Here is a 26,092-nt window from a genome sequence, read left to right on the forward strand (position 1 = left end):
TGTTTGCGCAAGGGAGCGAAGCGATGAAGCAATCCATGTCCGTCGGATTCGATGGTATGGATTGCTTCGCTACGCTCGCAATGACGTGACTACGAGAATTCGAGGATCAGCGCGTCCACCGCCAGTGTGGCGCCGGCGGCGGCGTGGATCTTCTTGACCGTGCCGTCGCGCTCGGCGCGCAGCACGTTCTGCATCTTCATCGCTTCCACCACGGCCAATGTTTCTCCGGCCTTGACTTCCTGGCCTTCGGCCACTGCGATCGACACCACCAGTCCCGGCATCGGACACAGCAGTTTCTTGCCGGTATCGGACGCGGTCGCAATCGGCATCAGCCGCGCTGCCGTCGCCTCGGATTCGGTGAAGACATTGACCGCGACCTCGAACCCCTGATGCGCGAGGCGGATGCCGTTGGGGATCGGGCGCACCTGCATCGCCACCAGATGGCCGTCGATAGTGCCCTGCCAGACCGGATCGCCCGGCGTCCACGGCGAGACCAGATGATGCGGATTGCGCGGTGTGCCGTCGGCATCGACGAAGCGCACCACGATGCCGCTGGCTTCGCGGACGATATCGAGCGCGATCTCGTTGCGATCGAGCCAGACCGCGCGGCGGCGCTCGCGCTGCACCAGCCGGCCGGTCAGCTGGCCGGAAATCTGCCGCTTGCGCTCGCCGAGCACATGGTCGATGGCGGCGCCGACCGCCGCCAGCCTGCGGGCGATCTCGCCTTCGGGCACGCGAACCGCAAAACCCTTCGGGAATTCCTCGGCGATGAAGCCGGTCGAAAGCTTGCCGCCGCGCCAACGGGGATGATTCATCAGCGCCGACAGGAACGGAATGTTGTGGCGGATGCCCTCGACATAGAATGAATCGAGCGCGGTCGACTGCGCCTCGATGGCGGCGGCGCGCGATGGCGCGTGCGTCACCAGCTTGGCGATCATCGGATCGTAGAAGATCGAGATCTCGCCGCCTTCCTGCACGCCGGTATCGTTGCGGACGGTGATGCCGTCGATCGAGCTCTCGATCGGCGGACGGTATTTCACCAGCCGCCCGATCGAGGGCAGGAAGTTGCGGAACGGGTCTTCCGCATAGACCCGCGATTCCACCGCCCACCCGGTCAGCGTGACGTCCTTTTGCGCCAGCGACAGTTTCTCGCCCGCGGCCGACCGGATCATCTGCTCGACCAGATCGATGCCGGTGACCAATTCGGTCACGGGATGCTCGACCTGCAGGCGCGTGTTCATCTCCAGGAAGTAGAAACTCTTGTCCTGGCCGGCGACGAATTCGACGGTGCCGGCGGAATCGTAGTTCACCGCCTTGGCGAGCGCGACCGCCTGCTCGCCCATCTGACGGCGGGTGGTCTCGTCCAGAAGCGGCGACGGCGCTTCCTCGATCACCTTCTGATTGCGGCGCTGGATCGAACATTCGCGCTCGCCGAGATAGATCACGTTGCCGTGCTTGTCGCCGAGTACCTGGATTTCGATGTGGCGGGGATCGACGATGAATTTCTCGATGAACACGCGGTCGTCGCCGAACGAGGACTTGGCTTCCGCTTTCGCGAGCCCGAAACCTTCGGCGACTTCCGACGTCGAATGCGCGATCCGCATGCCCTTGCCGCCGCCGCCGGCGGAGGCCTTGATCATCACGGGATAGCCGATGGCGTCGGCGATCTTCACCGCATGCTTTTCGTCCTCGATGACGCCGAGGAAACCGGGTACCGTCGAGACGTCGGCCTTGGCGGCCGCCTTCTTGGACTCGATCTTGTCGCCCATCGCGGCGATCGCACCGGCATTGGGACCGATGAAGACGATCCCGGCCTCGCTGAGCGCCCGCGGGAAGGATTCTCGCTCCGACAGGAAGCCGTAGCCGGGATGCACGGCCTCGGCCCCGGTCTTGCGGCAGGCCTCGATGATCTTCTCCATCACGAGGTAGCTCTCGGCCGCCGCCGGCGGTCCGATCAATACGGCATCGTCAGCCATTTCGACATGCAGCGCGTCCCGGTCGGCCTCGGAATAGACCGCGACCGTCTGTATCCCCATACGGCGGGCGGTCTTGATGATCCGGCAGGCGATCTCGCCGCGATTGGCGATCAGAATTCGTTTGAACATGTTTTCTTGCTTGCGACCTTTGGGCGGGATCCTCACCCGCAATCTGGCATGCGGGGGCGGCGGTAACAATTCCCCGTCGTACAGCAAAACTCAACGGAGGCAACGGTTTATGAGACCGAAATCCGCCCTGGAGCGGGATTTAATGCCCGATCCGGTCCCGCCGCAGGGGCAGACAGACCGGCAAAATCCCGTCTCGAGACGAAGGGCCTTCCTGAACGTCGCCTCGGAGGGGTTCGATCAGCCGGTGTGATCGAGCAATCGCCGGGGCGTGGCGCAAACATGATGCGCTCCCGCGTCGCGCAGTTCGGCTTCACTGCCGTAACCGTAGAGGACGCCGATCGCGGTCATTCCGTTATTTCTGGCGCCAACCATGTCGTAGCTGCGGTCCCCGATCATCATGGCCTGCGACGGGTCGACACCCGCGGACTGCAGCGCATAGCCCAACAGGTCGGTCTTGTCGGAATGCCTGCCGTCCAGTTCGGCACCGAACACGCGCTCGAAATAGACCCGCAATTTGAAGTGATCGATAATGCGCTCGGCAAAGATGTGGGCTTTGCTGGTCGCCACGAACAGGCGCCGGCCCGACCGGGCGAGCACGGATAAGGTATCTTCGATGCCGGGATAGATCTGATTTTCGAAGATCCCGATGTCGGCGAACCGTTCGCGGTAATGCAACAGCGCCCTGTCGGCCAGATCGTCGGCGCCGAGCAGCTTCTTCAGGCTGGCATGCAGCGGCGGGCCGATGCACCAGGTCAATTCATCTTCCGCCGGAACCGCCCGATCGAGCCTGCCGAGCGCGTACTGGATCGAACGCGTGATGCCGGGCTTTGGATCGGTCAGCGTGCCGTCGAGATCGAAGTAGATAGTGGTCATCCTGGCCGACGCTCCCGTTGCGGTGTACCGCCATTACAGCAATTCTTGTCGCGAGGATGGCTTCGCAGCCCGGCTATTCCCAACTTTAGCGCCGCCGGCGGCTCTCGAAGGCCAACAGGCCCCTCGATCAGCGAGCGGACTTAACGTAACGTTTCCCGCAGATTCCGGCCACGATCCGGCGCGCCGCGACGGATGCAGCAATTCCTTCGCAAGGCAAAACCAAATAGAGGCAACGGTCAATATGCGCGTTCTCATCCTGATCCTCGCGGTTCTCTCGGCAAGCCAAAGCTGGGCCGCCGGCGCCGTCGTCAAGGACGGCGGCACGCTTCAGCTCGCCGGCGTCACCTACCGGCTCGATGGCATCGATGCCCCTGAGTTCGACCAGATCTGCATCGACGAGCACGCCGATACCTGGGCTTGCGGCGTTGAAGCGCGCGACCAACTGGCCAAATTGAGCGTCGGCCGCGAGATCCGCTGCGGCGATCTGGGCGCGGATCCGGCCTACAAGAAGCGGCGCATCGGCGTTTGCACCGTTGTGGGCGAAACCACCAGCTTGAACCAGCTCGTGGTGCGCCAGGGCTTCGCGCTGAATTTCGATCCCGCCGCAAAGGGACGCTTCAAGGAGGACGAAGCCAGCGCCAAGGACAAGCGCCAGGGACTTTGGAAAGGCTGCTTTGTCGCGCCGTCCGATTTCCGCCGCGGGCGGAAGGACGGCGCCTTGCTCGGCGATTCCTGCAGGGCTGACAAAGACCGCGAGATACGCGCAGTGCTGTTTGCCGAGCAACCGGCGATGCCGCCGGGATGCAACATCAAGGGCAAATTTGCCGTGCGCGCCCGCGTCACCGGCAATCGCGGTGTCTATCATTTGCGGGGCTGCCGCAGCTACCCCGGTTTGACGGAGCCGGACCGCTGGTTCTGCTCGGAGGAAGATGCCCAGGCCGCGGGATTCCGGAAGGCGTATAATTGCGGAGCCAAGGGCAAGTGACGGATAGCCGGGCTGCGGAAATGCCGGGCCGTCATCCGCCGCTCAAGCCGCATCTTCGACCGCTGGCTGGCGGCAAGCCAGCATCTTGCGAATTTCGGCCGCCGGGCGCGCCGCGCTGAACAGGTATCCCTGCATCTGCGTGCAGCCCAGCGACTGCACGGTTTCGCGCTGCTCCTCGGTCTCGACCCCTTCCGCGGTCGTGATCATGTTGCGGTCGGCGGCGATGCTGACCACGGCCCTGATGATGGACGACGAACCGGTGCCGCGCATGAGTTCCTTGACGAAGCTGCGGTCGATCTTGATCTTGTCGAACGGAAACCGCTGCAGATAGCTGAGTGACGAATAGCCGGTGCCGAAATCGTCCAGCGCGATGTGAACCCCAAGCGCGCGGAGCTGATTGAGCGCCACCAGCGCCGCGTCATCATCGGCAATCAGCACGGCCTCGGTGATCTCGAGCTCCAGCCGGCGCGGATCGAGCCCCGTCTCGGCGAGCGCCGCGGCCACCTTCAGCGACAGCGTCGGCGACTTGAACTGGACCGGCGAAACATTGACGGCAACGCGTATGTGAGCCGGCCACGCGGCCGCTTCGGCGCATGCGGTACGCAACACCCACTGCCCGATCTCCTCGATCAGACCGGTTTCCTCGGCAATCGGAACGAATTCGGTCGGCGAGACCATGCCGCGCACCGGGTGCCGCCAGCGCAACAGCGCCTCGCACCCGACGATCTCGTCGCTGCGCAGATCGACCAGCGGCTGGTAATGGATTTCGAAGCCGCCTTCGGCAATCGCGCTCCGCAGATCGCCCTCGAGTTCGCGGCGGCTGTTGGCCAGGGTTTCCATCGACGGTTCGAAGAAACGGTGAGTCCGGCGGCCGGCCGCCTTTGCGGCGTACATCGCCAGATCCGCGCTCTTGAGCAGTCCGAAAAGATCGGAGCCATGACGCGGGGCAATCGCGATACCGATGCTGGCGTCGCCCGAAAGGCGATGATCGTGGCAGTCGAACGGCGTACGCAGCGCCTGATAGATCCGCGCGATGAGCGCTTCGACGTCGGAATCGGAAGCGATACCATTCTGCACGATGGCGAATTCGTCGCCGCCAAGACGGGCGACGAAGTCGTCCGGCCCGACCGATTGGCGCAGCCGCTCCGATACGACCTTCAGGAACTCGTCACCGATCAGATGACCCAGCGTATCGTTGATGCGCTTGAATTCGTCGATGTCGATATAAAGGATGGCGAACTGAGCGGCGGCAGGCTGCGAAAGCAGCGCCTCCGCGTGCCGCTGGAACAGGGTCCGGTTCGGCAGATTGGTCAGCGCATCATAGTGGGCGAGATGCTCGATCTTGGCCTCGACGCGCCGCCGCTCCGTCACGTCCTCCAGCGTCGTGGCCCAGCCGCCGTCCGGCGACCGCTTGAAGATGAGCCGGATCATGCGGCCGTCTGGGGTTGAGATGAGGGTGTCGTTGACCAGATCCTTCTCGGGATCGAGAAATTTCGCACAGTAAGCATCGACGTCGCCGACGAACGAGCCCAGTTGCTGGCGATGAAGAACGAGGTCGCGCAGATGGCAACCGGGCTTTACCACCGCGGGCGACACGCCGAACATGTCGATGTAGCGCTGGTTGCAGATCACGATTCGGCCCGAGGCATCGAATAACAGCAGCCCCTGGGTCATGTTGTTGATGGCGGTGTCGAGATGCTGGCTCTTCTCGGAGAGCAGCCTTTGCGCGCCCTCGTGCTGGCGCTTCAACTGGCGCACGATCAGGAAGATGGTGGCGATGACGACGACCACCGCGAGAAGCGCCGCGAAAAACTGCAGCTTGGCCTGCGCCCGCCAATCGGCGAGTGCAGCCGATGTCTTGGTTGTCGCGACAATCAGAATCGGAAAATTCGTCAGCGAGCGGATCGAGCCGACCCGTTCCTCGCCCTGAAGGGTATGTGCAAAGCGCCCCGAAGCATTGCCGCCCAGCGCCAGCGCCTTGCCAAACGCCGGAGAATTGGTGACGTTCTTTCCGATCAGCCCCTCATCGTGCGGATAGCGGGCGATCACGGTGCCGTCGCGGTGAATCATCGAGATTGTGGTGCCGCTGTTCAGCGCCAGAGATGCAACGAAATTCTGGAAATGGGAAGGCTCGACGCCCCGGGTCGCAAAGCCGATCAGTTCGCCGTGACGGCCGACAATCCTGCGCGCGAAGATCGTCGTCCAGACCCTGGTCACTTTGCTGACAGCCGGTTCGACGATCACATCGGGTGTCGGCCTGCCCGAGGTAAATTCGCGAAAATAGCGCCGGTCCGAAATGCTGACATCCGCCACCGGCCACATCTCGGAAGAATTGATCAGCATACCCTTGAGGTTGAACAGGTTCAAACCGCCGACATGCGGAAGTGCGGCGAGCTTGGTGCGCAGCATCTCGTGCGCGGCCAGCGTCGACATCTGCCGTTCGAAGGTTTCGGCGGTGTCGACCCTGCCGGCCTGCATATGGGCGACGACGTCGTCGTGAACGTGCTGGAGATCGGCGAGCTGCTGGTCGAAATGACGGGACAGCAGCAGCGCGCTGTTGGTCAATTCCCGTTCGGCGACCTCAAGCGCGCGCTCGCGGAATTGCAGGGCGAGATATCCGGTACCGAGCGCGATCGCGATCACGAGCGCGGCGCCGCACAGAATAAGCCATTGGATCGCGCCCCATCGCATACGAAAGCGCGCTCCGGCCTGTAACAGCCGTCGGCTCCCGCGCTTGACGCTATCCGATAAACGACCCGACATTTCCAGCCCCCACTGGCGACCTTGTAACGGGACCGGCACCAAGAGGCGGTTAGGAAAGTGAGTTATCGGGGGGTTAAGACGGCGTGCGGAATCCGGTGGACACCGGCGGCACGTTGCGAGGCCGCAGGTCGCATGTAACAATACCGTCGCAGACCAAAACTAAACGGAGGCAACGGCCCGGGGACCGGGAACCGCTTCCGATCGGGGGGATTTCCATGCGCGCAACCTTGTTGCTGTCCGCCAGCCTGATGGCGCTGTCCGCCGGCATGGCGTTCGCCCAGAACAATCTCATCCTGTTCGTGCCGGACGGGCTGCGCGGACGGATCGTCACTGCGGACACCGCGCCCGCGATGGCCGAGGTCCGCGACAAGGGCGTCAATTTCAGGAATTCGCACTCGCTGTTTCCGACCTTCACCATGGCCAACGGGTCGGCGATGGCGACCGGGCACTATCTCGGCGATACCGGAACCTTCAGCAACACGATCTACACCGCCTACCCGGTCGCGCACGCCAACGGCACCGTCACGCCGTTCCTCGAAGTCGACCCGGTGCTGCTCGACGTCGACGAGCATTTCGGCGGCGACTATCTGAACGAGGAGACGCTGCTGAAGATGGCCCGCGCCAAAGGCTACAGCACCGCGGCCATCGGCAAACTCGGCCCGACCTTCCTGTTCGATCACACCGACAAGACCGGCGCCGAGGGCCTGCATTCGATCGTGATCGACGACGCCACCGGCGGCAAGAACGGCGTGCCGCTTTCGCAGGAGATGCAGGCCGCTCTGACCAAGGCCAATCTGCCGCTGGCGACGCCCTCGCGCGGCGACAACGGCAAGGCCGGCGACGCCAAGACGCCGGGCACGACGTCGGCGAACGTGCCCCAGCAGGCCTATATGGCCGACGTCGCCGCCAGGGTGGTGCTGCCGATGTTCAAGGCGCGCAACAAGCCGTTCGTGCTGGTGTTCTGGTCGCGCGACCCGGACGGCAGCCAGCACAACACCGGCGACAGCCTCAACACGATCACGCCGGGCATCAACGGCCCGACCTCGCTCGCCGGCATCAAGAATGCCGACAACAATCTGGCGCAATTGCGCAAGGCGCTCGACGAGCTCGGTCTGGCCGCCTCGACCAACATCATGATTGCCTCCGACCACGGCTTCTCGACGATTTCCAAGGAGAGCAAGACCAGTCCCGCGGCCAAAGTCAGTTATACGGACACGCCGAAGGATTTCTTGCCCATGGGATTTCTGGCGCTCGACCTTGCCAAAGCGCTCGACCTGCCGCTGTTCGATCCGAACGACAGGAACGCAGCCGTCGCCGGCAACGCCCATCCCAGGGCTGGTAACGGCCTGATCGGCAAGAACCCGGCCAAGCCCGATCTGGTGGTCGCCACCAACGGCGGATCGGACCTGATCTATATCCCGAGCCAGGAACGCAAGCTGGCCAGGCGCACCATCAACGCGCTGCTGGAACAGGACTATGTCAGCGGCATCTTCGTCCACGACGATCTCGGAACATTCCCCGGCACCCTGCCGATGTCGCAGCTCGGCCTCAAGGGCAAGGCGGTGACGCCGCACCCGTCGATCGTGGTCAATTTCCGTTCCTATGCCAGCGGATGCGACGAGCCGACCAACTGTTCGGTCGAAGTGGCCGATACCGTGCTGCGCCAGGGCCAGGGCATGCACGGCAGCTTCGGCCGCGGCGACACCATGAATTTCATGGCGGCGATCGGGCCGGACTTCAAGGCCGGCTATGTCGATGCCCTGCCCGTCAGCAATGCCGATGTCGGCATCACTGCGGCGCGGCTGCTCGGCCTGACCCAGAAGCCGAAAGGCAATCTGGTGGGCCGGGTGATGACCGAGGCGTTGCCGAACGGCGCGACGCCGCAGGCCTATTCCGGCACGGTCAAATCGCAGGTCGCCGCCAACGGCCTGCGCACGGTGCTGAATTTCCAGCGCGTCGGAACGCAACGCTATTTCGACGCGGCGGGATTCCCGGGCCGGACAGTCGGGCTCGAAGTCGACGGCGGCAAACAAAAAACGGCGGGGAAATAACCCCGCCGTCCTCCTCTCGTGATCGCGAGCTAATTCACATCCCGATGTCGAACACGTTCGGCAGCAGTGGTAGCGTCGCGGCGCCGACGATGGTAGCGACCATCCTCATCAGCGTGCGGTTGCTGCGGCGCTTGCCGCGCATCTGGCTTGCGATCCACTGCAGCACTTCGATATCGACGCCAACGGCCTGGGTCGGCGCCCAGCTCTCGATCGAGGTTTCCGGCGACAGCGCGACTGTGCGCGGCGGCACCGGCAGACCGGAGGCGGATGCCGCATGATGAACGACGGCCTTGGCCAGCAAATCGTCGAACATCCCGTCGTCGCTGCGTTCGGCGGCGGCATCGTTGATCTCGAACAGCGTCTCGGCTTCGGCGCGGCTGACCGGCTGATGCTCGACGGCGCTCGCGGTCAGGATGCGCGCGCACCAGGCGGCGTCATCGGCATCCAGCGCGCGGGAAAAATGAACGCGGCCCTTGGTGGTGGGGCCCTCGCCGGTGATCACGCCATCGCGCACGACGGCCAGCGCAAGCGCTGCGGTATCGCGGCAGGAGATGTCGGACGGCTCAAGGGCGCCGATACGGTCGGCAAGTATTCCGGCAGAGGCAGGCATTGGCACACTTCTCATTTTCTTGTTCTGGTTGAGCAATTTCACGCGGGCGTAAACGAGTGGTTAAGGATTCGAAAATCGGCTCGCGAGTTTTTTAAATGGTTGCCGATTAGTCGCTGTGACAGCGGTCACGGTTCGGCTATCGCAACCGGGCCCGGCGTGATGGGCGGCATAAAAGGCAATATCGGGGCAGCCGGGACTTTTTGCCGCCGCTGCGGCCTTTTCGCCGCACGCGCGCGGATCGCAAGAAGATGCTAGGAGTCCCCGCTCCCGGAGAAGGATCTACCCTTTTGCCTGCCGGCCGTTCACATCAGGCGCGCCGCCCACTATACTGGCAAAGGCGAATTCACCTGCAACTTGAAGGACATGAGGTCGTAAAATGGCTCTCCAGATTGGCGCTGTAGCCCCGGATTTCGAGGCTGAAACCACCGAAGGTAAAATCAAATTCCATGACTGGATCGGCAGCAGCTGGGCGCTCCTGTTCTCGCACCCCAAGGACTTCACACCGGTCTGCACCACCGAGCTCGGCGCGCTGGCCAAGCTGAAGCCGGAATTCGACAAGCGCGGCGTCAAGCTGATGGGGCTCAGCGTCGATCCCGTGACCAACCACGCCAAATGGTCCGAAGACATCAGGGAGACGCAGGGTGCTGCGCCGAATTATCCGATGATCGGCGACACCGATTTCAAGGTATCGAAGCTCTACGACATGCTGCCGGCCGCCACTTCGGGTGACGTCGCCACCCGTACCGCCGCCGACAACCAGACCGTCCGCAACGTCTTCATCATCGGGCCGGACAAGAAGATCAAACTGCTGCTGGTCTACCCGATGACGACTGGACGCAATTTCCAGGAAATCCTGCGCGTGATCGATTCCATGCAGATGACCGCCAAGCATCGCGTCGCGACGCCGGCCGACTGGAAGCCGGGCGAAGACGTCATCATCGCCGGCTCCGTCAGCGACGACGAGGCCAAGACGATCTATCCGCAAGGCTGGAAAGCGCCGAAGCCTTACCTGCGGATCGTGCCGCAGCCGAAGTAGCGGCTCGGGTTCGTCGAGGCTGTCATTCCGGGGTGGTGCGCCTGCACCAGGCCCGGAATGACGGGAGTCAAACCTTCGGCGCAAGCCAGTTGGCGATCAGCAAGCCCGCGGTCGACGACAGAGCGGTCACGAACGATCCCCAGCTCACGTCGACGATGGCGGCCGGCCAGCTCCAGTGCTTGAGCAGCGCCAGCGACGTCAGGTCGAAGGTCGCATAGCAGAACAATCCGAACAGCGCGCCGTACAGCACCGTCGATTGCGCGGTCGCGGCGGCCGAGCCGCTGACGAAAATCAGAACGCCCGCCACATAGAGCAGATAGAACAGGATCGTGGGCGCCAGCCTGATCTCGCCCAGCATGTCGCCGACCTGTGAGGTGAAGAAGCCCTTGGCGATGACGCCAAGAAACAGAAAATCGGCCGGGACGAGGACGATCAGCGTAGCGAGATAAAGAACGACATAGCGGTTCATGGGCGGCCTCCAGCGCTCCTGCGCATCCTGATTTGTAGTACGTATCGGGGCCGGCAAAGTTGCAATGCGAAGCTCGGCGGCGGTCGAGCGTGTCGCAGCGTCCGCTTTACACGTCGGCAAATCCCGCTATCGTTATTGCATTGTCAAACGTTGGGGGACGACATGGACGACGACAAACCCGTAGAACCAATGACGGACGCGATGGGCAACACCGCCCCTGCGCCGCAAGCAGCTGCCAAGCCCGCCGTCAAAAAGAAAAAGAAAGCCGCCAAGAAGGTAGCGAAGAAGACGGCCAGGAAATCCAAAAAGGCCAGGAAGGCCGGCAAGAAAGCCGGCAAGAAATCACCAGCGAAGAAGTCGGCCACGAAGGCCGCCAAGAAGACTGCGAAGAAGGCCCCCAAAAAGAAGAAGAAGAAGGCCAGGAAGTCGAAGCGCTGACCAGGAGCAGCCGTTTCGCACGAAGCCTCCGGGTCAGGGCCCGGAGGCTTCTGTTTTTGGAGAGACAGCCTGGCTTACGCGCGCCGGTTGACCAGAAACACCGCGGCGGCGCAGGACACCATGCCGACAATGGCGATGATATCGAGCCGCTCGTCGAACAGCACATAGGCCATGATCGCGGTCACCGCCGGCACCAGATAGAACAGGCTCGCCACCGAGGTCGCCGCCGAGCGCCGGATCAGCCAGTACAACAGCCCGATCGATCCGATCGACAGCACCACCGCGAGCCAGACCAGCGCCAGGGTGAACTCAGCCGTCCAGTGGACCACGCGGTTCTCGAACATGAATGCTCCGGCGGTGAAGAACACCGCCGCGGCCATGTACTGCACGAGATTGCCGCTGCGCCAGTCGATCCGGCCGCAATAGCGCCGCTGGTACAAGGTCCCGAACGTGATACTCACCAGCGAGACCGCGGAGGCGAACCAGCCCCAGCCCGCCTGCCCGCTCATCGGACGATCGTGCAGAATCAGCACCACGCCGGCGAGCCCGAGCAGCAACCCCGACCATTGCAGCGGCGTGACGCGCTCGCCCAGCCAGCGGTTCGCGATGGTCGACGTCAGGATCGGCTGCAGGCCGGGAATCAGCGCCGAAAGCCCTGCCGGAATCGAAAGCGAAATCGCAACCGCGGTGCCGCCGAGATAGAACCCATGCACCAAGATGCCGGCGACGATGCTATGGCCGATCTCGGTGCGGTCGGGCCATGCCGGGCGGGCAATTGCGACGATGACCGCCATCAACCCGACCACGACAACCATGCGGATCGTCAGATAGGTCAGCGGGTCGGCATTGTGAATGACGTATTTGGTGCCGATGAAGCCGGTGCTCCAGAGCACGACAAAAATCGCCGGCGCCGCGCGCGCGGCCAAATTTTCGAGGTCTCTGCTCATTTGCGGCCCTGATTGCCTGAACATATGCTATCCGGCAATCCAGAATCCCGCGGGCCCGCTCGCCGGAAAACGCAGATCGAAGAAATGAGGAATGCCATGGATGTTCGCGCCGCCGTCGCCGTTGCTGCCGGCAAGCCGCTGGAGATCACGACGGTCCAGCTCGACGGCCCGCGCGAGGGCGAAGTGCTGGTCGAAATCAAGGCCACCGGCGTCTGCCACACTGACGAATTCACCCTTTCCGGCGCCGATCCCGAAGGCCTGTTTCCCGCGATCCTCGGCCATGAAGGCGCCGGCGTCGTGGTCGATATCGGCAAAGGCGTGACCAGCGTGAGGAAAGGCGACCACGTCATTCCGCTTTATACGCCGGAATGCCGGCAGTGCCCGTCCTGCCTGTCGCGCAAGACCAATCTCTGCACCGCGATCCGCGCCACGCAAGGCCAGGGCCTGATGCCCGACGGCACCTCGCGGTTCTCGCTTGGAGGCAAGCCCATCCATCACTACATGGGCACCTCGACCTTTGCGAACTACACGGTGCTGCCCGAAATCGCCGTCGCAAAAATCCGTGAGGACGCGCCGTTCGACAAGGTCTGCTACATCGGCTGCGGCGTCACCACAGGCATCGGCGCGGTCATCAACACTGCCAAGGTCGAGCAAGGCGCCAAGGCCATCGTGTTCGGCCTCGGCGGCATCGGGCTCAACGTGCTGCAGGGCTTGCGGCTGGCCGGCGCCGACATGATCATCGGCGTCGACATCAACAACGACCGCAAGGCCTGGGGCGAACGCTTCGGCATGACCCATTTCGTCAACCCGAAAGAACTCGGCAAGGATCTCGTCCCTCACCTCGTCGACATGACCAAATCCGGCGCCGACCAGATCGGCGGCGCCGACTACACCTTCGACTGCACCGGCAACGTCACGGTGATGCGGCAGGCGCTGGAAGCCTGCCACCGCGGCTGGGGCCAGTCGATCGTGATCGGGGTCGCGCCTTCAGGCGCGGAGATTTCAACGCGGCCGTTCCAGCTGGTGACCGGCCGGGTCTGGAAAGGCACCGCCTTCGGCGGCGCACGCGGCCGCACCGACGTACCGAAAATCGTCGACTGGTACATGCAGGGCAAGATCCAGATCGACCCGATGATCACCCATGTGATGCCGCTTGCCGAGATCAACAACGCGTTCGAACTGATGAAGCGCGGCGAGTCGATCCGCGGCGTGGTGACCTTCTAGATAGGAGTTACTATGCGCCTGCAATTTCAGACCGTCGACGTATTCACCGGCACGCAATTCGTGGGCAATCCGCTTGCCGTCGTGCTCAACGCCGAGGGGTTGTCGACCGGGCAGATGCAGGCCATCGCCGCCGAATTCAATCTGGCGGAGACCACCTTCGTGCTGCCCCCGAAGGACCCCGCGCACACCGCCGAAGTGCGGATCTTCACCCCGCGCAGCGAGATGCCGTTCGCCGGCCATCCCAATGTCGGCACGGCCTTCGTGCTGGCGCGCGCCGGCGTCAGCTACGGCCGACCGGTCAGCGGCGACCGTGTCGTCTTCGAGGAGAAAGCCGGCTTGGTCCCGATCGAGATCTTGCGAGATGGCGCGACGGCGGTAGGTTCAAAGGTCGCGGCACCGCAGCCGCTCGCGGTCGGCGCGGAGGTTGCGGGCGAACTGGTGGCATCAGCGTGCGGGATTTCGCTCGCCGATATCGAGACGGCCCATCATCGCCCATGCATCGCGTCCTGCGGCGCCCCGTTCATTCTGGCCGAGCTGAAGAGCCGCACCGCGCTGCTCGGGGCAAACCCGAATGCCGACGTGTTCCGGCTCGAAGTCGCCAAACACCCCGTCGTCAGCATCATGATCTATGCGCAGGTCCAGGAGGGCGACATCGACATCCGCGCGCGGATGTTTGCGCCACACCTCAACATTCCCGAGGATCCGGCGACCGGCGCTGCCAACGTCGCGCTGATCGGCCTGCTCGCCAGCCTGCGTCCGGAGGCGAACCTCTTGTTGTCGAAGACGATCGCGCAAGGCGTCGAGATGGGACGGCCGAGCATCCTGCAGGCGCAGGCCGAGAAGAAGAACGGCGCGGTTACCGCGACCTGGATCGGCGGCCGCTGCGTGCCCGTGATGTCAGGAACGATTGATCTGGCCTGAGAGGATCAGAACTCTTCCGGACAGGGGTCGACGATCTTCCAAAGTTCGGTCCCGTTCTTGATCTTCTTCATCTCGGTGGTCAGCCCGCCGTTACGCCGGATCCAGTCCTTCACGGGCCGCGGGTAGTAGGACATCAGATCGGATGTCCCCTCCGCACTGGTGACCTTGATGCCGAAGGTGAACGCCTTGTCGTAATAGGCCTGATGGAAGCCGAGGCTGGCCCGCGGCGTCACGCACACCTTGTTCATCGGCACGATGCCGAACACCAAGGTGCAGGCCGAATTGCAGATGCCGTCGATGATGACGCGCTCCTTGCGGTCACGGATGCGCTCGTACTTCGCCTTGTATTCGGTGACGTAGCCGCCGTGATCCCTGGTGATATGCAGATCGGCACGCGCCGGCGTCGCGGCCAGCAGCAAGAGCAACAGCAGGGGCAAGAACGTGATGCGCATGAATCGATCGGACGCGGATAGAGCCTGTCGGGACCCGGGAAATCCGGTCCGCCAGAGAACCAGAGGGCAGGACTCTGGCGTTAGTGTGTTGGGATTCCGTTAAGCATCCGGATGGGGCCAAAAATGGGCGCCCGCAGGCGGATTTCACTGGTTTAGGCGGCAATTGTCGCTGGATCTGGCCCCGGGCCGGCCTGGACCGCCGGAGCGGCAGGGTAATCCCCCCAATCCGCTCGCCGTTTGGGTGGAGATCAACCCGATTCCCGGACGCCAGGCCCCCTCAGGCCGGGTCCGGCGGCCTCTGCTGGCCCTGTCGGGACAAGTCTGGTAAGCGAGCCCCGCACGCGCTCGTAGCTCAGCTGGATAGAGCATCGGATTTCGATTCCGAGGGTCGGGAGTTCGAATCTCTCCGAGCGCGCCAGCGGCGTCCCGCTCAATGAGGCTCAGTGGAGCTGGAGCTGCCCAGCTGCAGCTCCGGGAGGCCAAGGCCGCGAAGCCGGGCCACTCCGATATCGCGCTGGCCCATGAATGCGCCGAGGCCGCGCGGAGCGTGACTAGACGCCGCGAGTGTGAGATATGGTGCCGTCATCCCGATGGAGATTCTAATGCGCATTCTGGCTTTGGCGATCTTGGCGATTGTGACGGTTTCGACAACGCCGTCAGTTCGCGCCCAGACCTATAATCCGAACTATCCGGTCTGCCTCAAGGTCATCGAAATGTTCGGCGGTGAACATTACGAATGCGCCTATACCTCGCTGGCACAGTGCGCTCAGGCCGCATCGGGCCTCCCCGCCCAGTGCATCGTCAACCCGTTTTACGCGGGCGCAACAGCGTCGCCGGGAGGACGCGACCGGCGGTATCGCCGCGACTATTGAGCTAGTCCAGCGCATCGCCACCCCATCCGTGGCGCGCCAGCCAGCAGCGAAACCGTTACGACGCGTCTGCCTCACCAGGTACTGGTAAAGAACCCAAAATTCGGGCGCTGAGCGACCCGCATCATCGGCGTCGACATCGGCGGCGGGGCCACCCGGGTCTTGGCAATCTTGCGCTTCGGATGCGGCTTGGCGTCAGGCTTCGAATCATCGGCCGGCCTGAACTGCGCAAACGACTCCCGCACGCGCGCCTTAGCCGACATTTCGGCAACCGGCCGTGGAACCGCGGCGGCAGCCTCGATTATCGCGGCCGGCGGCGGAACGATGGTGGGAAGGCTGGTATCGTATACGACACGCTCCGGCCATTTCCGGTCGGAGCGGATCCTAAGGGTGGGATTCTCGATCGTCGTCGCCTCCGCGGCCGCAGAACTCACCGCCGGCTCCTTCGGCACGTAGGCGTCAACCGCAAACAGCAGCGCTAGCAGCACTCCGCCGACGTAGAAGAAGTATCGTGCTACGGGCATCTTAAGGACTGCTCCATCCGTGCGGGAACCGCGCGGATCGTTCTCTCAACTGCTGGTTACATAATTAGTTCCGAAGCTGCCCGCACGGTTCACCCGTTGGGCTAACTTTTTGTGAGCGGTTAACTTTTCGTGAAGAGCGGGTCAGATGCGGCTGGCCGTGACCAGTGAGCATTTCGCTTGATTCGCGTTAATGTTGACGAAGCCGACATGCAGGCGCGCGAAGGTCTTCCGGCTCTTCATGGCGATGGTGTCGGGGATAATGCGCTTGCGGTCAGTGAGATGGCCGCCGTCCCGGCGCGCAAACGAGCAGAAGATCTCGATGTCCTTGACCGCGTAATCGTTGCCGTTGCGGAGCGTCAGGGTGACCAGGGCCTTCGACCCCAGTCCGCCCCTTCGCCAGGACTGCGATGCGATCCTCAACCCGTCCACGGGAGCCGCTTCGATTGGGGGATCGGCGGGGGGCGCCGCCTGGTTGGACAAGGACAGGTCCAGCCCGAGGTCCGCGCTCGGCGGTGGCGCCGGTTCGCTCGCAACCGCCGCCGCGAGGCGCACCGGTTCGCTTTCGGCGGTGTTACTGCCATTGCCGGACAGCACCCATGCCCCCAGTCCGGCGATCAGGATGGCCAGCAAGCAGATAAATCCCGGCGTGAACGTCTTGCCCTCGGGCCCAACTGAACTGCCGCGAAACCCGGCGAGCTTCGCGAGCCCGGCAAGCCCGGTCAATTCGATGCGATCAAGCCCTGCGTTCATCGTCATGCCATCGACAGCGGCGAAACGAATGCTGGCTGCTGCGCCGCACCGTCAATTGGCGCCGCCAGCATCCCGTCAATCCAGGAAACCCGGCAATGGTTCCATCCAAATGTGTCAACATTGGAATGCATCCCCCGGAGGGATGGTCTTGCCGCAATGCGGCCGCTAAAATTATCGATAGCCAACGGGGAGACCAACAATGCCGATCGTCACCTGGGATCACGTCCATCTGCGTAGTCCCGACCCCGAGGCCACGGCCGCCTGGCTGGAAAATATCCTGGGCGGCGAGATCGTCCGCGGCCCCGGGCGGATCGACGTCAAGCTGGGCGGCGCCAATGTGTTCATCGCAACGGTCACGGCGGGCGACGGCGTCAACACCCCGCCGGTGACGCCCTATCAGGGGCTCGATCATTTCGGGCTGACGGTGAAGGACATCGATGCGGTCGCCGCCGAGATCAAGGCCAAGGGCGTCGAGTTCACCAAGGAACCCACCACGATCCGGCCGGGCGTGCGCATCTGCTTCATCCGCGGACCACAGGGCATCTCGATCGAGCTGTTGGAGCGCGACCAGAAATACGCGTGAGGTCGCGACGCGCCTAGGTCATGCTGCCCGGCATGAAGCAGCGGATCGTCAGCCCGAGATAGCCGCGGATCGGCCAGACCATGGTGCGGCCGACGCGGTTGGGTTCGGTAATGACGGCTTCTTCGGGCACGTCGACCCACTCGCCTTCGATCCGCACCCGATAATGGCCGCCGCGTGACTCCCAGTCCGCATCGCTGATCGCGGTGCCGTCGGCGTCCGAACAGCAGGGCCCCCTGCCGCTCTTCAGGCTTTCGAACCACGCTTTCAGCTCGGGATTGGCATTGGCGAATTGGCCGCGGTCGCGGGCTGTCCCGACATCGGAGGCCAACACTGAGAGCCATATCGCACTACATACCGAGCCGCATCTTGCGGGCGCGGCGGCGGTTCCCGTTCGGCCGGATGTTTTCGTCAGTGCGTGGTCGCGGCGCATCGCCGCCGGAATCGATCCAGTTGGTCACCTGTCCCTTGCTCCAGCACCCACCGGCCGGTGCAACAAGGGTTATGCATTTCGCGGGCCAACTTGGCCGCCGTCATCGCAGTGTTACACGATTTGGCAGAATTTGAACGTCTGCTGCCGGGTGCGGTCAAGCTGCCGCGTTGACGCTGCGTGCCCCGCTTTGGCATAACAAGTTGCCGACTCCGGGGGACGACGGGCGTCGGAATCGGAACATCATGAAAAACGGATTGTATTCGATCCATGTCAGCCTGCAGGATGGCCGCACGGGCAAGGGCAGCGGCGTGATCCTGTTCCGCGACGGCAAGATCCTCGGCGGCGACGCGTATCTGTTCTACACCGGCAGCTACACGGTGAAGGACGATACCTTCAAGGGCGAGGTGCTGGTCCAGCGTCACACCTCCAGCCCGGACGCCAACCCGTTGTTCGGCGGCCCCAGTCCGGTCGGCATCGGCGTGTCCGGCACCTTCACCGATACGCGAGGCGTCATGAACGGCACCGCGCTGGTCGGAAAGGCCAGCCAGATCTTCGGCGCGACGCTGCACAAGCTGGCCGACGTCGACTAGCCAATTCCTTCCTGGCTGCGCGTATTCCGATCGCCGAACCTCTATCCCCTCTTGCGAAATGCGCGTCATTCCGCCGCCTGCTCCAGCGGCGCGACCCGGGGCAGGATGATCTGGATCCGCGTGCCGCCGCCCGGCTCCGAATCGAGGTCGAGCCGGCCGCCCAGCCGGTTAGTCACGATGCTGTAGACGATATGCAGGCCGAGCCCGGTGCCGCCCTGGTCGCGGCGGGTGGTGAAGAACGGATCGAACGCGCGGCGCCGGACGTCGAGGCTCATGCCGATTCCATTGTCGGAGAAGATGATCTCGACATTGTCCTTGCCGGACTCCCGCACCTGGATATCGACCTGCCCGGCCTTGCCGTCCGGAAAGGCGTGCGCCACCGAATTGAGGAACAGGTTGGTGAGCACCTGGCCGTAAGGCCCGGGATAGGAGTTCATGGTGAGGTTGGGCTGGCAGTCGACGGTCAGCGTCAGATTATGCTTTCGCAGACCCGGCCGCAGGCTCATCACCACCTGCTCGGTGAGATCGCCGAGGTCGAAGGTGCGCTGATCCGAGTAGTTGCGGTCGGCTGCGACCTGCTTGAACGAGGTGATCAGTTCGGCGGCGCGGTTGAGATTGGCCACCAGCTGCGAGGAGGCATCGCGGCTGGCCTCGAGGAAATCGGTCAGGCTCGACCGCCGGAGATCGCCCCGGGCGACTTCGGCGGAGAACAAGGCGGTCTTGCGCTCCAGCGACGAGGCCACAGTCAGGCTGATGCCGACTGGGTTGTTGACCTCGTGGGCGACGCCCGCCACCAGCCGCCCGAGGGCAGCGAGCTTTTCCGCCTCGATCAGCGAATTCTGGGTCTCGCGCAGATTGCGCAGCGCCGCTTCCGCCGCGTCCTTGGCCTTGCGCATTTCCAGTTCGCCGCGCTTGCGCTCGCCGATATCGAGCGCGACGGTGACGATGTTTTCGATCTCGCCTTCGGCATTCAGCAGCGGAAGCTTGTTGACCAGCCATTGCCGCATGTTGCCCGAGGAATCCTTATATTCCTCCTCGTAGAATCCGAGTTCCCTGCCCGCTTCCAGCACCCGCTTGTCGTGCTCATCGGTCTTTTCCGCGCCGTAGCGCGACATCAGGTCGGTGGTGGTGCGGCCGATCGCATCCACAGGCTCGACGCCGAAGATGCCGGCCATGTAGCGATTCATCAGGACGTAGCGAAGCTCCTTGTCCTTGACGTTGATGACGGCGGGCACGGTGTCGATCACCTGTTGCAGCAGCCGCCGACCTTCGGCAATCGCGTCTTCGGCGCGCTTCTGATCGGTGATATCGCGCACCGTCCCTTCATAGCGGACGATCTTGCCGGCTTCGTCGCGGGCGACGGTTGCGCTGTCGGAAAGCCAGAGCACCCGGCCGTCGCGGGCGCGAACCTGATACTCGAACTCGCGCACCATGCCGTCGCGCTGCATCAGCGCCTGATATTCAGCCCGCGCCGCCGGATGCACGTAGACCGCATTTGCGACGTCGCTGATGCCATCGATCAGGTCCTGCGGCGTGTCGTACCCCATCATCCGCGCCAGCGCCGGATTGGCGTTGAGCAACGCGCCGCCCGGCGTCGTCACGTAGATCCCGTCGACCGAACCCTCGAACAGCTTGCGATAGCTTTCCTCGGCAAGGCGCTGCTCGGCCAATGCGCGCACCGCCGCCTCGCGCGCCGCATCGGCGTCGACCAGCGTGCGGCGGAATACTTCGGCGGCTCGCGCGATATCGCCGATCTCGTTTTCCACGTCGGTGGCGGGGATCGAGGTGTCTTTCTTGCCCGCCGCTAGCGCCCGGATCGAGGCCGAGATCGAGGCGAGCGGCCGGACAGTCCGCCGCACCACGACCGCCGCCGCCCACAGCCCGATCAGGACGCCGGCAGTACCAAGAACGATGCTCTGCCATTTGGCCTCGGCCAGCGTCCGCGCGAAATCGCGGGACAGCACGCGGCCGCGGCGTTCGCTGACGTCGCGCAACAGTTCGGTGACGCGCTGGATCAGGCGGCCTTCGGAGCCGAGCACTTCCCTGTCGATATCCGCGATCTGGCGTTCGCGGATCGAGATCGCGATGATTGCTTCGGCGTAATTGTCGACGGCGGCGCGCAGCTTGCGATCCGGGATCGTCAGCGCCCGCATGCTTTGCGCCGCCTGCTCGGCGGCCGACGGATTGCGCGCCAACAGCGCCGAGGCGATGCGGCTTTGGGTCTGGAACAAGGTCGAGGCGATCACCGGATCGGGGGTTCCGGCGATCGCCGAATCGAAACCTTCGCGCAGCGGTGGCAGGCCGACGATCAGTTCGGCGCGCCGGTTGATCAGCGACGAAATGCGTTCGATGCCGTTGCGATAGGTTGTCAATCGCGCGGTAACGCCGTCGATCATGTCCTGCTGCTCCGGCGCAAGCTCCAGCCGGGTCTTCTTCAGGATCTCGCTGAGCGCCGAAGCCGCGTCGCCGACCTGGGTCGATTGCGTGCCGGGATCGGTGACGAAGTCGCGCGCCGCAAGGCGCAATTCGTTCATCCGGCGGTCGATGTCCTGCGCGAGGTCGCCGACGCTCTGCAGCCGCTGCAGTTCGGCAAAGGTCGAATCGATGTGGCGGATGGCGACCACGCTGGCGATGCTGGTGATCGTGATCACGGCCAGCACCAGCAGGAAACTGCCAAATGTCAGCTGACCGATCGAGAGCGAGAACGACCTTGGCTTTTGCGGCGCTTCGGAAGGCATGGTTATTGAGACCGGCTCCAATCAGACGCCCAATATACGATGGATTGGAGGCCGGGGGGAACATGCTCGATCCCCCCGCGCCGCCCTGACCGTCTTTTTGGCGCTTTCGCAAGCTCCGGGTCTGCCGGCAGCCGCCGCAGCGGCGTCGGCCGCCCGCTTGCGAGGTCCGCCCACGCCGGTATGATCGCCCCGACCAAGAGGCGCATCGAGCGCCCGCGACAGCAGGGAGAGCTATGATGAATGTGACCCAGGGCCTGCGCAGGGTGCTGCAGACCAACCGCGAGGGCATCGCCACCGTCGACGGCGATCGCCGCCGCACCTGGTGCGAGATCGGCGAGCGCGTCGCAAGGCTCGCGGGCGGGTTGCAGCAGCTCGGCGTCAAGCGCGGCGATCGGGTCGCGGTGCTGATGCTCAATTCCGACCGCTACCTCGAACTCTATCTCGGCATCCCCTGGGCAGGCGCCGTGATCGTCCCTACCAACATCCGCTGGAGCCACGCTGAGATCGAGGACTCCCTGCACGACTGCCGTGCTTCGGTGCTCGTCGTCGACAAGGCCTTTGCCGCGATGGGCGTCGAGTTGGCGAAAGCCGTGACGATGAAGCTGATCTATGCCGATGACGACCAGGGACCGTCGGAGGCGCAGCATTACGAGAAACTGATCGCCGCGAGCGCGCCCGTTCCGGACGCGATGGCCTCGCGCGAGGATCTGGCCGGCATCTTCTACACCGGCGGCACCACCGGCCGTTCCAAGGGCGTGATGCTGAGCCACGCCAACATCGCCTGCAACGCGCTGCACATGCTGAGCGAGGGCCTGTTGCCTGACGGCACGGTCTATCTCAACGCCGCGCCGATGTTTCACCTCGCCAATGGCAGCGCGATGTTCGCTTCGCTGATTGGCGGCGGCACCAATGTGATCATCCGGACCTTCAGCCCGGAACTGGTGATCGCCGCGATCGAGAAGGAGAAGGTCACGGCCACCTTGCTGGTGCCGACCATGATCCAGATGCTGACCGATCATCCCGCCTTCAAGACCGCCGACCTGTCGTCGCTGAAGCGCATCATGTACGGCGCCTCCCCGATCAGCGAAGCCTTGCTGAATCGCGCCATGGCCGGAATGCCCGGCACCGCGTTCCACCAGCTTTACGGCATGACCGAACTGTCGCCGCTGGCGACGCATCTGAACTGGGAACAGCACACCAGCGAAGATGCGAAGAAGAAGAACCGGCAGCGCGCCTGCGGCCGCGCCGCGATCGGCTGCGAGGTCAGGATCGTCGATGCCGACCACAAGCCGGTCGCAACGGGCGTGGTCGGCGAAGTCGCGGTGCGCGGCGACAACGTGATGATGGGTTACTGGGAGCGGCCGGAAGAAACCGCCAGGGCGGTGATCGACGGCTGGATGCATACCGGCGACGGCGGCTACATGGACGACGAAGGCTTCGTCTATCTGGTCGATCGCGTGAAGGACATGATCATTTCCGGCGGCGAGAACGTCTATTCGATGGAAGTCGAGAACGTCATCGCCCAGCATCCGGCAGTTTCGCAATGCGCCGTGATCGGGATCCCGAGCGAGCAATGGGGCGAGACCGTGCATGCCTTCGTGATCCCCAAGGCCGGCGCCAGCGTCAACGCCGCTGAGATCATCGCGTTCTGCAAGGAGCGGATTGCCGGCTACAAATGCCCGCGCAGCGTCGACGTCAGGACCGAACCGTTCCCGCTTTCCGGCGCCGGCAAGGTGCTCAAGCGCGAATTGCGCCGGCTTCACGCGGAGGACGGCGCGCCGATGCAGGCGAAGGCGGGGTAATTGTTTTGGCGTCATTGCGAGCGAAGTGAAACCCGTAGGGTGGGCAAAGGCGCGCTTTGCGCCGTGCCCACCATTTTCTCACCTTGACCAAGGTGGGCACGCTGCGCTTTTGCCCACCCTACGACTTCAAACGCAACTTCGCGATCTCGCAGCGCGATCCGCCCGAGGTTTGCTCTGAATTCCTTACCCTCTTGATCGGAGGGCGCAGGGAATGCCGGGCGCCCGATGCGCCCGATAGCCGCGTGTGCAATGGTAGTAGGTAGAACACACACGCGTTAGTCAGGTCACACCGGTATCACCCGGCATTCCCCACGCAATGGTTTACGGCTTATACGTGATCTCCCCGGCGACCGGGCTTTCTTGCCACCGTCGCCCCTGAGAAGCTTGCTTCTCAAGAACTTGACACCAGCGTCGGGGTGTCAGGACCACACGACTTCGCCGTCCGCTTCAGGCGCTCTCGTCAGTCGCACCATCCGCGTCCACCGCAACCCGCCCAACGTTCGTGACGATGGCCAACGCCCCTCTTGATAGGACGGGATGACTACTCATATAGCCTGATTTCCATTTCGGAAAAACAGAAATATCTTTTCCGAACAGGCTGGACAAGCCGGCGACAGACCGCGGCACTGATTTGCCCGTCGGGTAGTCACAGAGCAAATCGGCAGGGCGGATTGACCCATCGGTCGCACAAACCGCGGCCCGATGATCGAAAGTCAAAGCAACCAACGTGACATCTCAGCGCTGGGCCGCCTCCAGGCCCTTCAACAATTCCGACGGCATCATGCCGAACATGTCGCGGAACGCGGTGCTGAAATGCGCCGAGCTTGCAAAGCCCGCGGCGTGGGCCGCTTCGGTCAGCGACATGCCATCCTGGAACGCCGCGACCGCCGCGCCCATGCGATTCCAAAGCCGGTAACGCCGCAGCGGCACGCCGGTCTCCGCCTTGAACAAATGAAGGAAACGCGACGCCGAAAGCCCCGCGCATGCCCCGAGTTCCGCCATCGAGTGCGATCGACACGGTTGGTCGCGCATGCGACGCAGCGCCGAAAGAATGCGAACGTCTGGATCGGCGCGCACGCCGATGCCGAGCAATTCCATGAGCGCCTTCCGTCCGTCGCCATCGGCGATGCGGCCTTCCGCAAGCCTGGTCAGAACCCCGATCACGGCGGCCTCCCCGATCAGGTCGAAGGCAGCGCGAGGCGAGACGTCCTGCATCCGCGCCTTGAGCGCCGCCAGATCGCGGCTGAGCGGATCGACATAGAGAAATGCCATCGGCCCGCCGGCCATGCGGAGGTGATGCAGCGTGTTCGGTGGGATCAGGACGCTGCGCGCGGAGCGCCAGGCTCCATCAGGCTTTGCGGGATCGCCGGCCACTTCCAGCTTCCCATCGAGCGCGACCGCCAGCACAGCGGTGGCATTGCGGTGCGGCGTCAATCCGAAAGCCGGCCCGAGATAGAGCACGCGCGGCCCCCAGCCGATCAATTTTGCCCTCGCAACCATGCCGATAGCCAGTTTCTGAAAGCGCCGGATATTCCCTGCGGCCTATGTCGAATGCGCCCCTACAGAGGACAGCAATCCATGGAAAGTTCAAGTACGGCAGCCAGCAATCATCCGGCTGGCGACCCCATCCGTCAGGCGGTCTCGCGCTATGCGGCGGCATGGTTGTCCGGCGACCGTCAGGCGATAGCGGCAAGCTATCATGACGACTTCACCCTGCACTATTTCGGCGGCAATCCGCTGGCCGGGGTGCACCGGGGCAAGCCGGCGGCACTTGCCGTTCTTGCGGAGGTCACCCGCCGCACCAATCGAAAGCTGCTCGGCATTGTCGATATCATGGTTGGGCCCGAGCGCGGCGCATTACTGGCTCGCGAACTGTTCAGCCGCGACGGAAGGACTGCCGAGGTGGAGCGCCTGCTGGTCTACAGCGTTCGCGACGGGCTGTTGTGGCAATGCTGGGTCTATGATCAGGATCAGGCGCTGGTGGATTCGTTTCTCGCCTAGGAAAATCGCCCTGCTGCTGATATCGCGGCCTTCCGCGCCGGTATCGTCATCGCGGCTACGCCGATCACGACGCAGCCGAGGCCGATCCACGCTGTCGCGGACAGCGTTTCACCGAGAAACACCACGCCGACCGCGACGCCGATCGGCACCCGCAAATAGGCCTGCGCCGTGGTGCCGACCGAACCCAGCGTCTGGATCAGCCGGAAATAGATCACGAAGGCCAGCGCGGTGGAGAACACGGCCAGCGCAAGCAGCGCCCAGATCGAACTCATCGACGGCGCCAGCGTCCATGGCCGGTCCACCGCCAGGCTGACGGGAATCAGGATCGCCGCGCCACACAACAGCGAGCCGGCGGCCGGCGCCATCGGATCGAGGCCCTTGAAGCCGCGGCCGAAGATCGCAGCACCCGCATAGCAGATTGCCGCCAGCACAGTCACCACTTGCGAGACCAGCTGCTCGCCCAATCCACCGAGCCCCTGCACGCCGACGATCAGGCAGATGCCGGCCATCCCGGCCCCGACGCCAAGCAGTTTTCGCGGTGTCAGCGTCTCATGATGCGTGACGGCGAGCGTGAGAAAGAAGGTGAAGATCGGCGACGTCGAGTTGAGGATGGTGGCGAGACCCGCATCGAGCGCGCGCTCGCCCCAGGCCAGCATGGTCCAGGGGATCACGCTGTTGAGGCAGGCCTGGAACAGGAATCGCCGCCAGGTGGCGGCATCCGCCGGCAGGCGTATCCCGCGCCAGCCCATGATGACGATGAGCAGCAGCCCGGCGATCAGGGTGCGCGCGGCGATCAGGGTAACCGGCGGAATCGTCGCCACGCCGAGCCGGATGAACGTGTAGGACGCGCCCCACAGTGTCGCGAGAACCAAGAGCAGCGCCAGCTCGATGGCCATGTTGGGCTGGCGCACAGCCGCCGGGTTGGTGCCGG

General features: G+C 63.9%; 24 protein-coding genes and 1 tRNA gene. 12 read left to right on the forward strand and 13 right to left on the reverse strand.

Annotated features, from left to right (window positions below; translation table 11 throughout):
* Positions 1–89: 89 nt before the first annotated feature.
* Entirely contained in the window at positions 90–2,105 is a 2,016-nt protein-coding gene (locus KMZ68_RS16225; RefSeq protein WP_215612250.1) for an acetyl-CoA carboxylase biotin carboxylase subunit, read from the reverse strand.
* A 237-nt stretch (positions 2,106–2,342) separates the two neighbouring features.
* Positions 2,343–2,978, reverse strand: a complete 636-nt coding sequence (locus KMZ68_RS16230) for an HAD family hydrolase (protein WP_215612251.1) — start codon at positions 2,976–2,978, stop codon at positions 2,343–2,345.
* Positions 2,979–3,219: 241 nt separating this feature from the next.
* On the opposite strand from KMZ68_RS16230, the gene KMZ68_RS16235 reads away from it, so the two are divergent.
* Positions 3,220–3,963, forward strand: coding sequence for a thermonuclease family protein (locus KMZ68_RS16235; protein ID WP_215612252.1), 744 nt, complete (start codon positions 3,220–3,222; stop codon positions 3,961–3,963).
* A gap of 42 nt (positions 3,964–4,005) precedes the next feature.
* Here the strand turns inward: KMZ68_RS16235 and KMZ68_RS16240 are convergent, their stop codons facing one another.
* On the reverse strand, positions 4,006–6,654 hold the full coding sequence (locus tag KMZ68_RS16240; protein ID WP_215612253.1) for a bifunctional diguanylate cyclase/phosphodiesterase: 2,649 nt from the start codon (positions 6,652–6,654) through the stop codon (positions 4,006–4,008).
* A gap of 287 nt (positions 6,655–6,941) precedes the next feature.
* On the opposite strand from KMZ68_RS16240, the gene KMZ68_RS16245 reads away from it, so the two are divergent.
* The gene (locus KMZ68_RS16245) at positions 6,942–8,777 is read left to right on the forward strand and encodes an alkaline phosphatase family protein (RefSeq protein ID WP_215612254.1); all 1,836 of its coding nucleotides are present in this window, start codon (positions 6,942–6,944) and stop codon (positions 8,775–8,777) included.
* A gap of 34 nt (positions 8,778–8,811) precedes the next feature.
* On the opposite strand, the gene KMZ68_RS16250 is transcribed toward KMZ68_RS16245, so the two are convergent.
* Complete coding sequence (locus tag KMZ68_RS16250; protein WP_371741341.1) at positions 8,812–9,387, reverse strand: hypothetical protein; 576 nt, start codon at positions 9,385–9,387, stop codon at positions 8,812–8,814.
* A gap of 376 nt (positions 9,388–9,763) precedes the next feature.
* Here KMZ68_RS16250 and KMZ68_RS16255 point away from each other — a divergent pair, with 376 nt between their 5' ends.
* Positions 9,764–10,423, forward strand: coding sequence for a peroxiredoxin (locus tag KMZ68_RS16255; RefSeq protein ID WP_215612256.1), 660 nt, complete (start codon positions 9,764–9,766; stop codon positions 10,421–10,423).
* A gap of 67 nt (positions 10,424–10,490) precedes the next feature.
* On the opposite strand, the gene KMZ68_RS16260 is transcribed toward KMZ68_RS16255, so the two are convergent.
* Entirely contained in the window at positions 10,491–10,892 is a 402-nt protein-coding gene (locus KMZ68_RS16260; protein ID WP_215612257.1) for a DUF2177 family protein, read from the reverse strand.
* Between the two features lie 162 nt (positions 10,893–11,054).
* Here KMZ68_RS16260 and KMZ68_RS16265 point away from each other — a divergent pair, with 162 nt between their 5' ends.
* Positions 11,055–11,330, forward strand: a complete 276-nt coding sequence (locus KMZ68_RS16265) for a hypothetical protein (protein ID WP_249779375.1) — start codon at positions 11,055–11,057, stop codon at positions 11,328–11,330.
* 74 nt (positions 11,331–11,404) lie between these two features.
* Here KMZ68_RS16265 and KMZ68_RS16270 read toward each other — a convergent pair whose 3' ends face one another.
* Positions 11,405–12,277 (reverse strand): DMT family transporter, encoded by an 873-nt coding sequence (locus tag KMZ68_RS16270; protein WP_215612259.1) that lies wholly within the window; start codon positions 12,275–12,277, stop codon positions 11,405–11,407.
* A gap of 96 nt (positions 12,278–12,373) precedes the next feature.
* Here KMZ68_RS16270 and KMZ68_RS16275 point away from each other — a divergent pair, with 96 nt between their 5' ends.
* Both KMZ68_RS16275 and KMZ68_RS16280 read left to right on the forward strand, forming a co-directional pair.
* On the forward strand, positions 12,374–13,501 hold the full coding sequence (locus tag KMZ68_RS16275; protein ID WP_215612260.1) for an S-(hydroxymethyl)glutathione dehydrogenase/class III alcohol dehydrogenase: 1,128 nt from the start codon (positions 12,374–12,376) through the stop codon (positions 13,499–13,501).
* Between the two features lie 12 nt (positions 13,502–13,513).
* Entirely contained in the window at positions 13,514–14,422 is a 909-nt protein-coding gene (locus KMZ68_RS16280; RefSeq protein WP_215612261.1) for a PhzF family phenazine biosynthesis protein, read from the forward strand.
* A 5-nt stretch (positions 14,423–14,427) separates the two neighbouring features.
* On the opposite strand, the gene KMZ68_RS16285 is transcribed toward KMZ68_RS16280, so the two are convergent.
* Entirely contained in the window at positions 14,428–14,874 is a 447-nt protein-coding gene (locus KMZ68_RS16285; protein ID WP_215612262.1) for a hypothetical protein, read from the reverse strand.
* Positions 14,875–15,215: 341 nt separating this feature from the next.
* Here KMZ68_RS16285 and KMZ68_RS16290 point away from each other — a divergent pair.
* Together KMZ68_RS16290 and KMZ68_RS16295 are read left to right on the forward strand one after the other, a co-directional pair.
* Positions 15,216–15,292, forward strand: a tRNA-Arg gene (locus KMZ68_RS16290).
* A 184-nt stretch (positions 15,293–15,476) separates the two neighbouring features.
* A complete protein-coding gene (locus KMZ68_RS16295) occupies positions 15,477–15,746 on the forward strand; it encodes a DUF3551 domain-containing protein (protein ID WP_215612263.1) in 270 nt (89 codons plus the stop codon).
* A 71-nt stretch (positions 15,747–15,817) separates the two neighbouring features.
* On the opposite strand, the gene KMZ68_RS16300 is transcribed toward KMZ68_RS16295, so the two are convergent.
* Both KMZ68_RS16300 and KMZ68_RS16305 read right to left on the reverse strand, forming a co-directional pair.
* Positions 15,818–16,267 carry a hypothetical protein gene (locus KMZ68_RS16300; RefSeq protein ID WP_215612264.1) on the reverse strand — a complete coding sequence of 150 codons (450 nt, stop codon included), beginning with the start codon at positions 16,265–16,267 and terminating at the stop codon, positions 15,818–15,820.
* Between the two features lie 141 nt (positions 16,268–16,408).
* Complete coding sequence (locus KMZ68_RS16305) at positions 16,409–17,017, reverse strand: hypothetical protein (protein WP_215616364.1); 609 nt, start codon at positions 17,015–17,017, stop codon at positions 16,409–16,411.
* Positions 17,018–17,216: 199 nt separating this feature from the next.
* On the opposite strand from KMZ68_RS16305, the gene KMZ68_RS16310 reads away from it, so the two are divergent.
* Positions 17,217–17,600, forward strand: coding sequence for a VOC family protein (locus KMZ68_RS16310; protein WP_215612265.1), 384 nt, complete (start codon positions 17,217–17,219; stop codon positions 17,598–17,600).
* A 13-nt stretch (positions 17,601–17,613) separates the two neighbouring features.
* On the opposite strand, the gene KMZ68_RS16315 is transcribed toward KMZ68_RS16310, so the two are convergent.
* Positions 17,614–18,012, reverse strand: a complete 399-nt coding sequence (locus tag KMZ68_RS16315; RefSeq protein ID WP_249779643.1) for a hypothetical protein — start codon at positions 18,010–18,012, stop codon at positions 17,614–17,616.
* A 260-nt stretch (positions 18,013–18,272) separates the two neighbouring features.
* On the opposite strand from KMZ68_RS16315, the gene KMZ68_RS16320 reads away from it, so the two are divergent.
* Positions 18,273–18,620 (forward strand): GrlR family regulatory protein, encoded by a 348-nt coding sequence (locus KMZ68_RS16320; protein ID WP_215612266.1) that lies wholly within the window; start codon positions 18,273–18,275, stop codon positions 18,618–18,620.
* A 65-nt stretch (positions 18,621–18,685) separates the two neighbouring features.
* Here KMZ68_RS16320 and KMZ68_RS16325 read toward each other — a convergent pair whose 3' ends face one another.
* Positions 18,686–21,358, reverse strand: coding sequence for a PAS domain S-box protein (locus KMZ68_RS16325; RefSeq protein WP_215612267.1), 2,673 nt, complete (start codon positions 21,356–21,358; stop codon positions 18,686–18,688).
* Between the two features lie 236 nt (positions 21,359–21,594).
* Between KMZ68_RS16325 and KMZ68_RS16330 the strand changes: the two genes are divergently transcribed.
* Entirely contained in the window at positions 21,595–23,160 is a 1,566-nt protein-coding gene (locus KMZ68_RS16330; RefSeq protein WP_215612268.1) for an acyl-CoA synthetase, read from the forward strand.
* Positions 23,161–23,895: 735 nt separating this feature from the next.
* Here KMZ68_RS16330 and KMZ68_RS16335 read toward each other — a convergent pair.
* Positions 23,896–24,660 carry a helix-turn-helix domain-containing protein gene (locus KMZ68_RS16335; protein ID WP_215612269.1) on the reverse strand — a complete coding sequence of 255 codons (765 nt, stop codon included), beginning with the start codon at positions 24,658–24,660 and terminating at the stop codon, positions 23,896–23,898.
* A gap of 78 nt (positions 24,661–24,738) precedes the next feature.
* Here KMZ68_RS16335 and KMZ68_RS16340 point away from each other — a divergent pair, with 78 nt between their 5' ends.
* Positions 24,739–25,161, forward strand: a complete 423-nt coding sequence (locus KMZ68_RS16340; RefSeq protein ID WP_215612270.1) for a nuclear transport factor 2 family protein — start codon at positions 24,739–24,741, stop codon at positions 25,159–25,161.
* Here the strand turns inward: KMZ68_RS16340 and KMZ68_RS16345 are convergent.
* Positions 25,158–26,057 (reverse strand): DMT family transporter, encoded by a 900-nt coding sequence (locus tag KMZ68_RS16345; protein WP_215616365.1) that lies wholly within the window; start codon positions 26,055–26,057, stop codon positions 25,158–25,160. The two genes, KMZ68_RS16340 and KMZ68_RS16345, sit on opposite strands and share 4 nt — an antisense overlap.
* Between the last annotated feature and the right edge of the window lie 35 nt (positions 26,058–26,092).

Source organism: Bradyrhizobium sediminis, assembly GCF_018736105.1.
Lineage (GTDB): Bacteria > Pseudomonadota > Alphaproteobacteria > Rhizobiales > Xanthobacteraceae > Bradyrhizobium.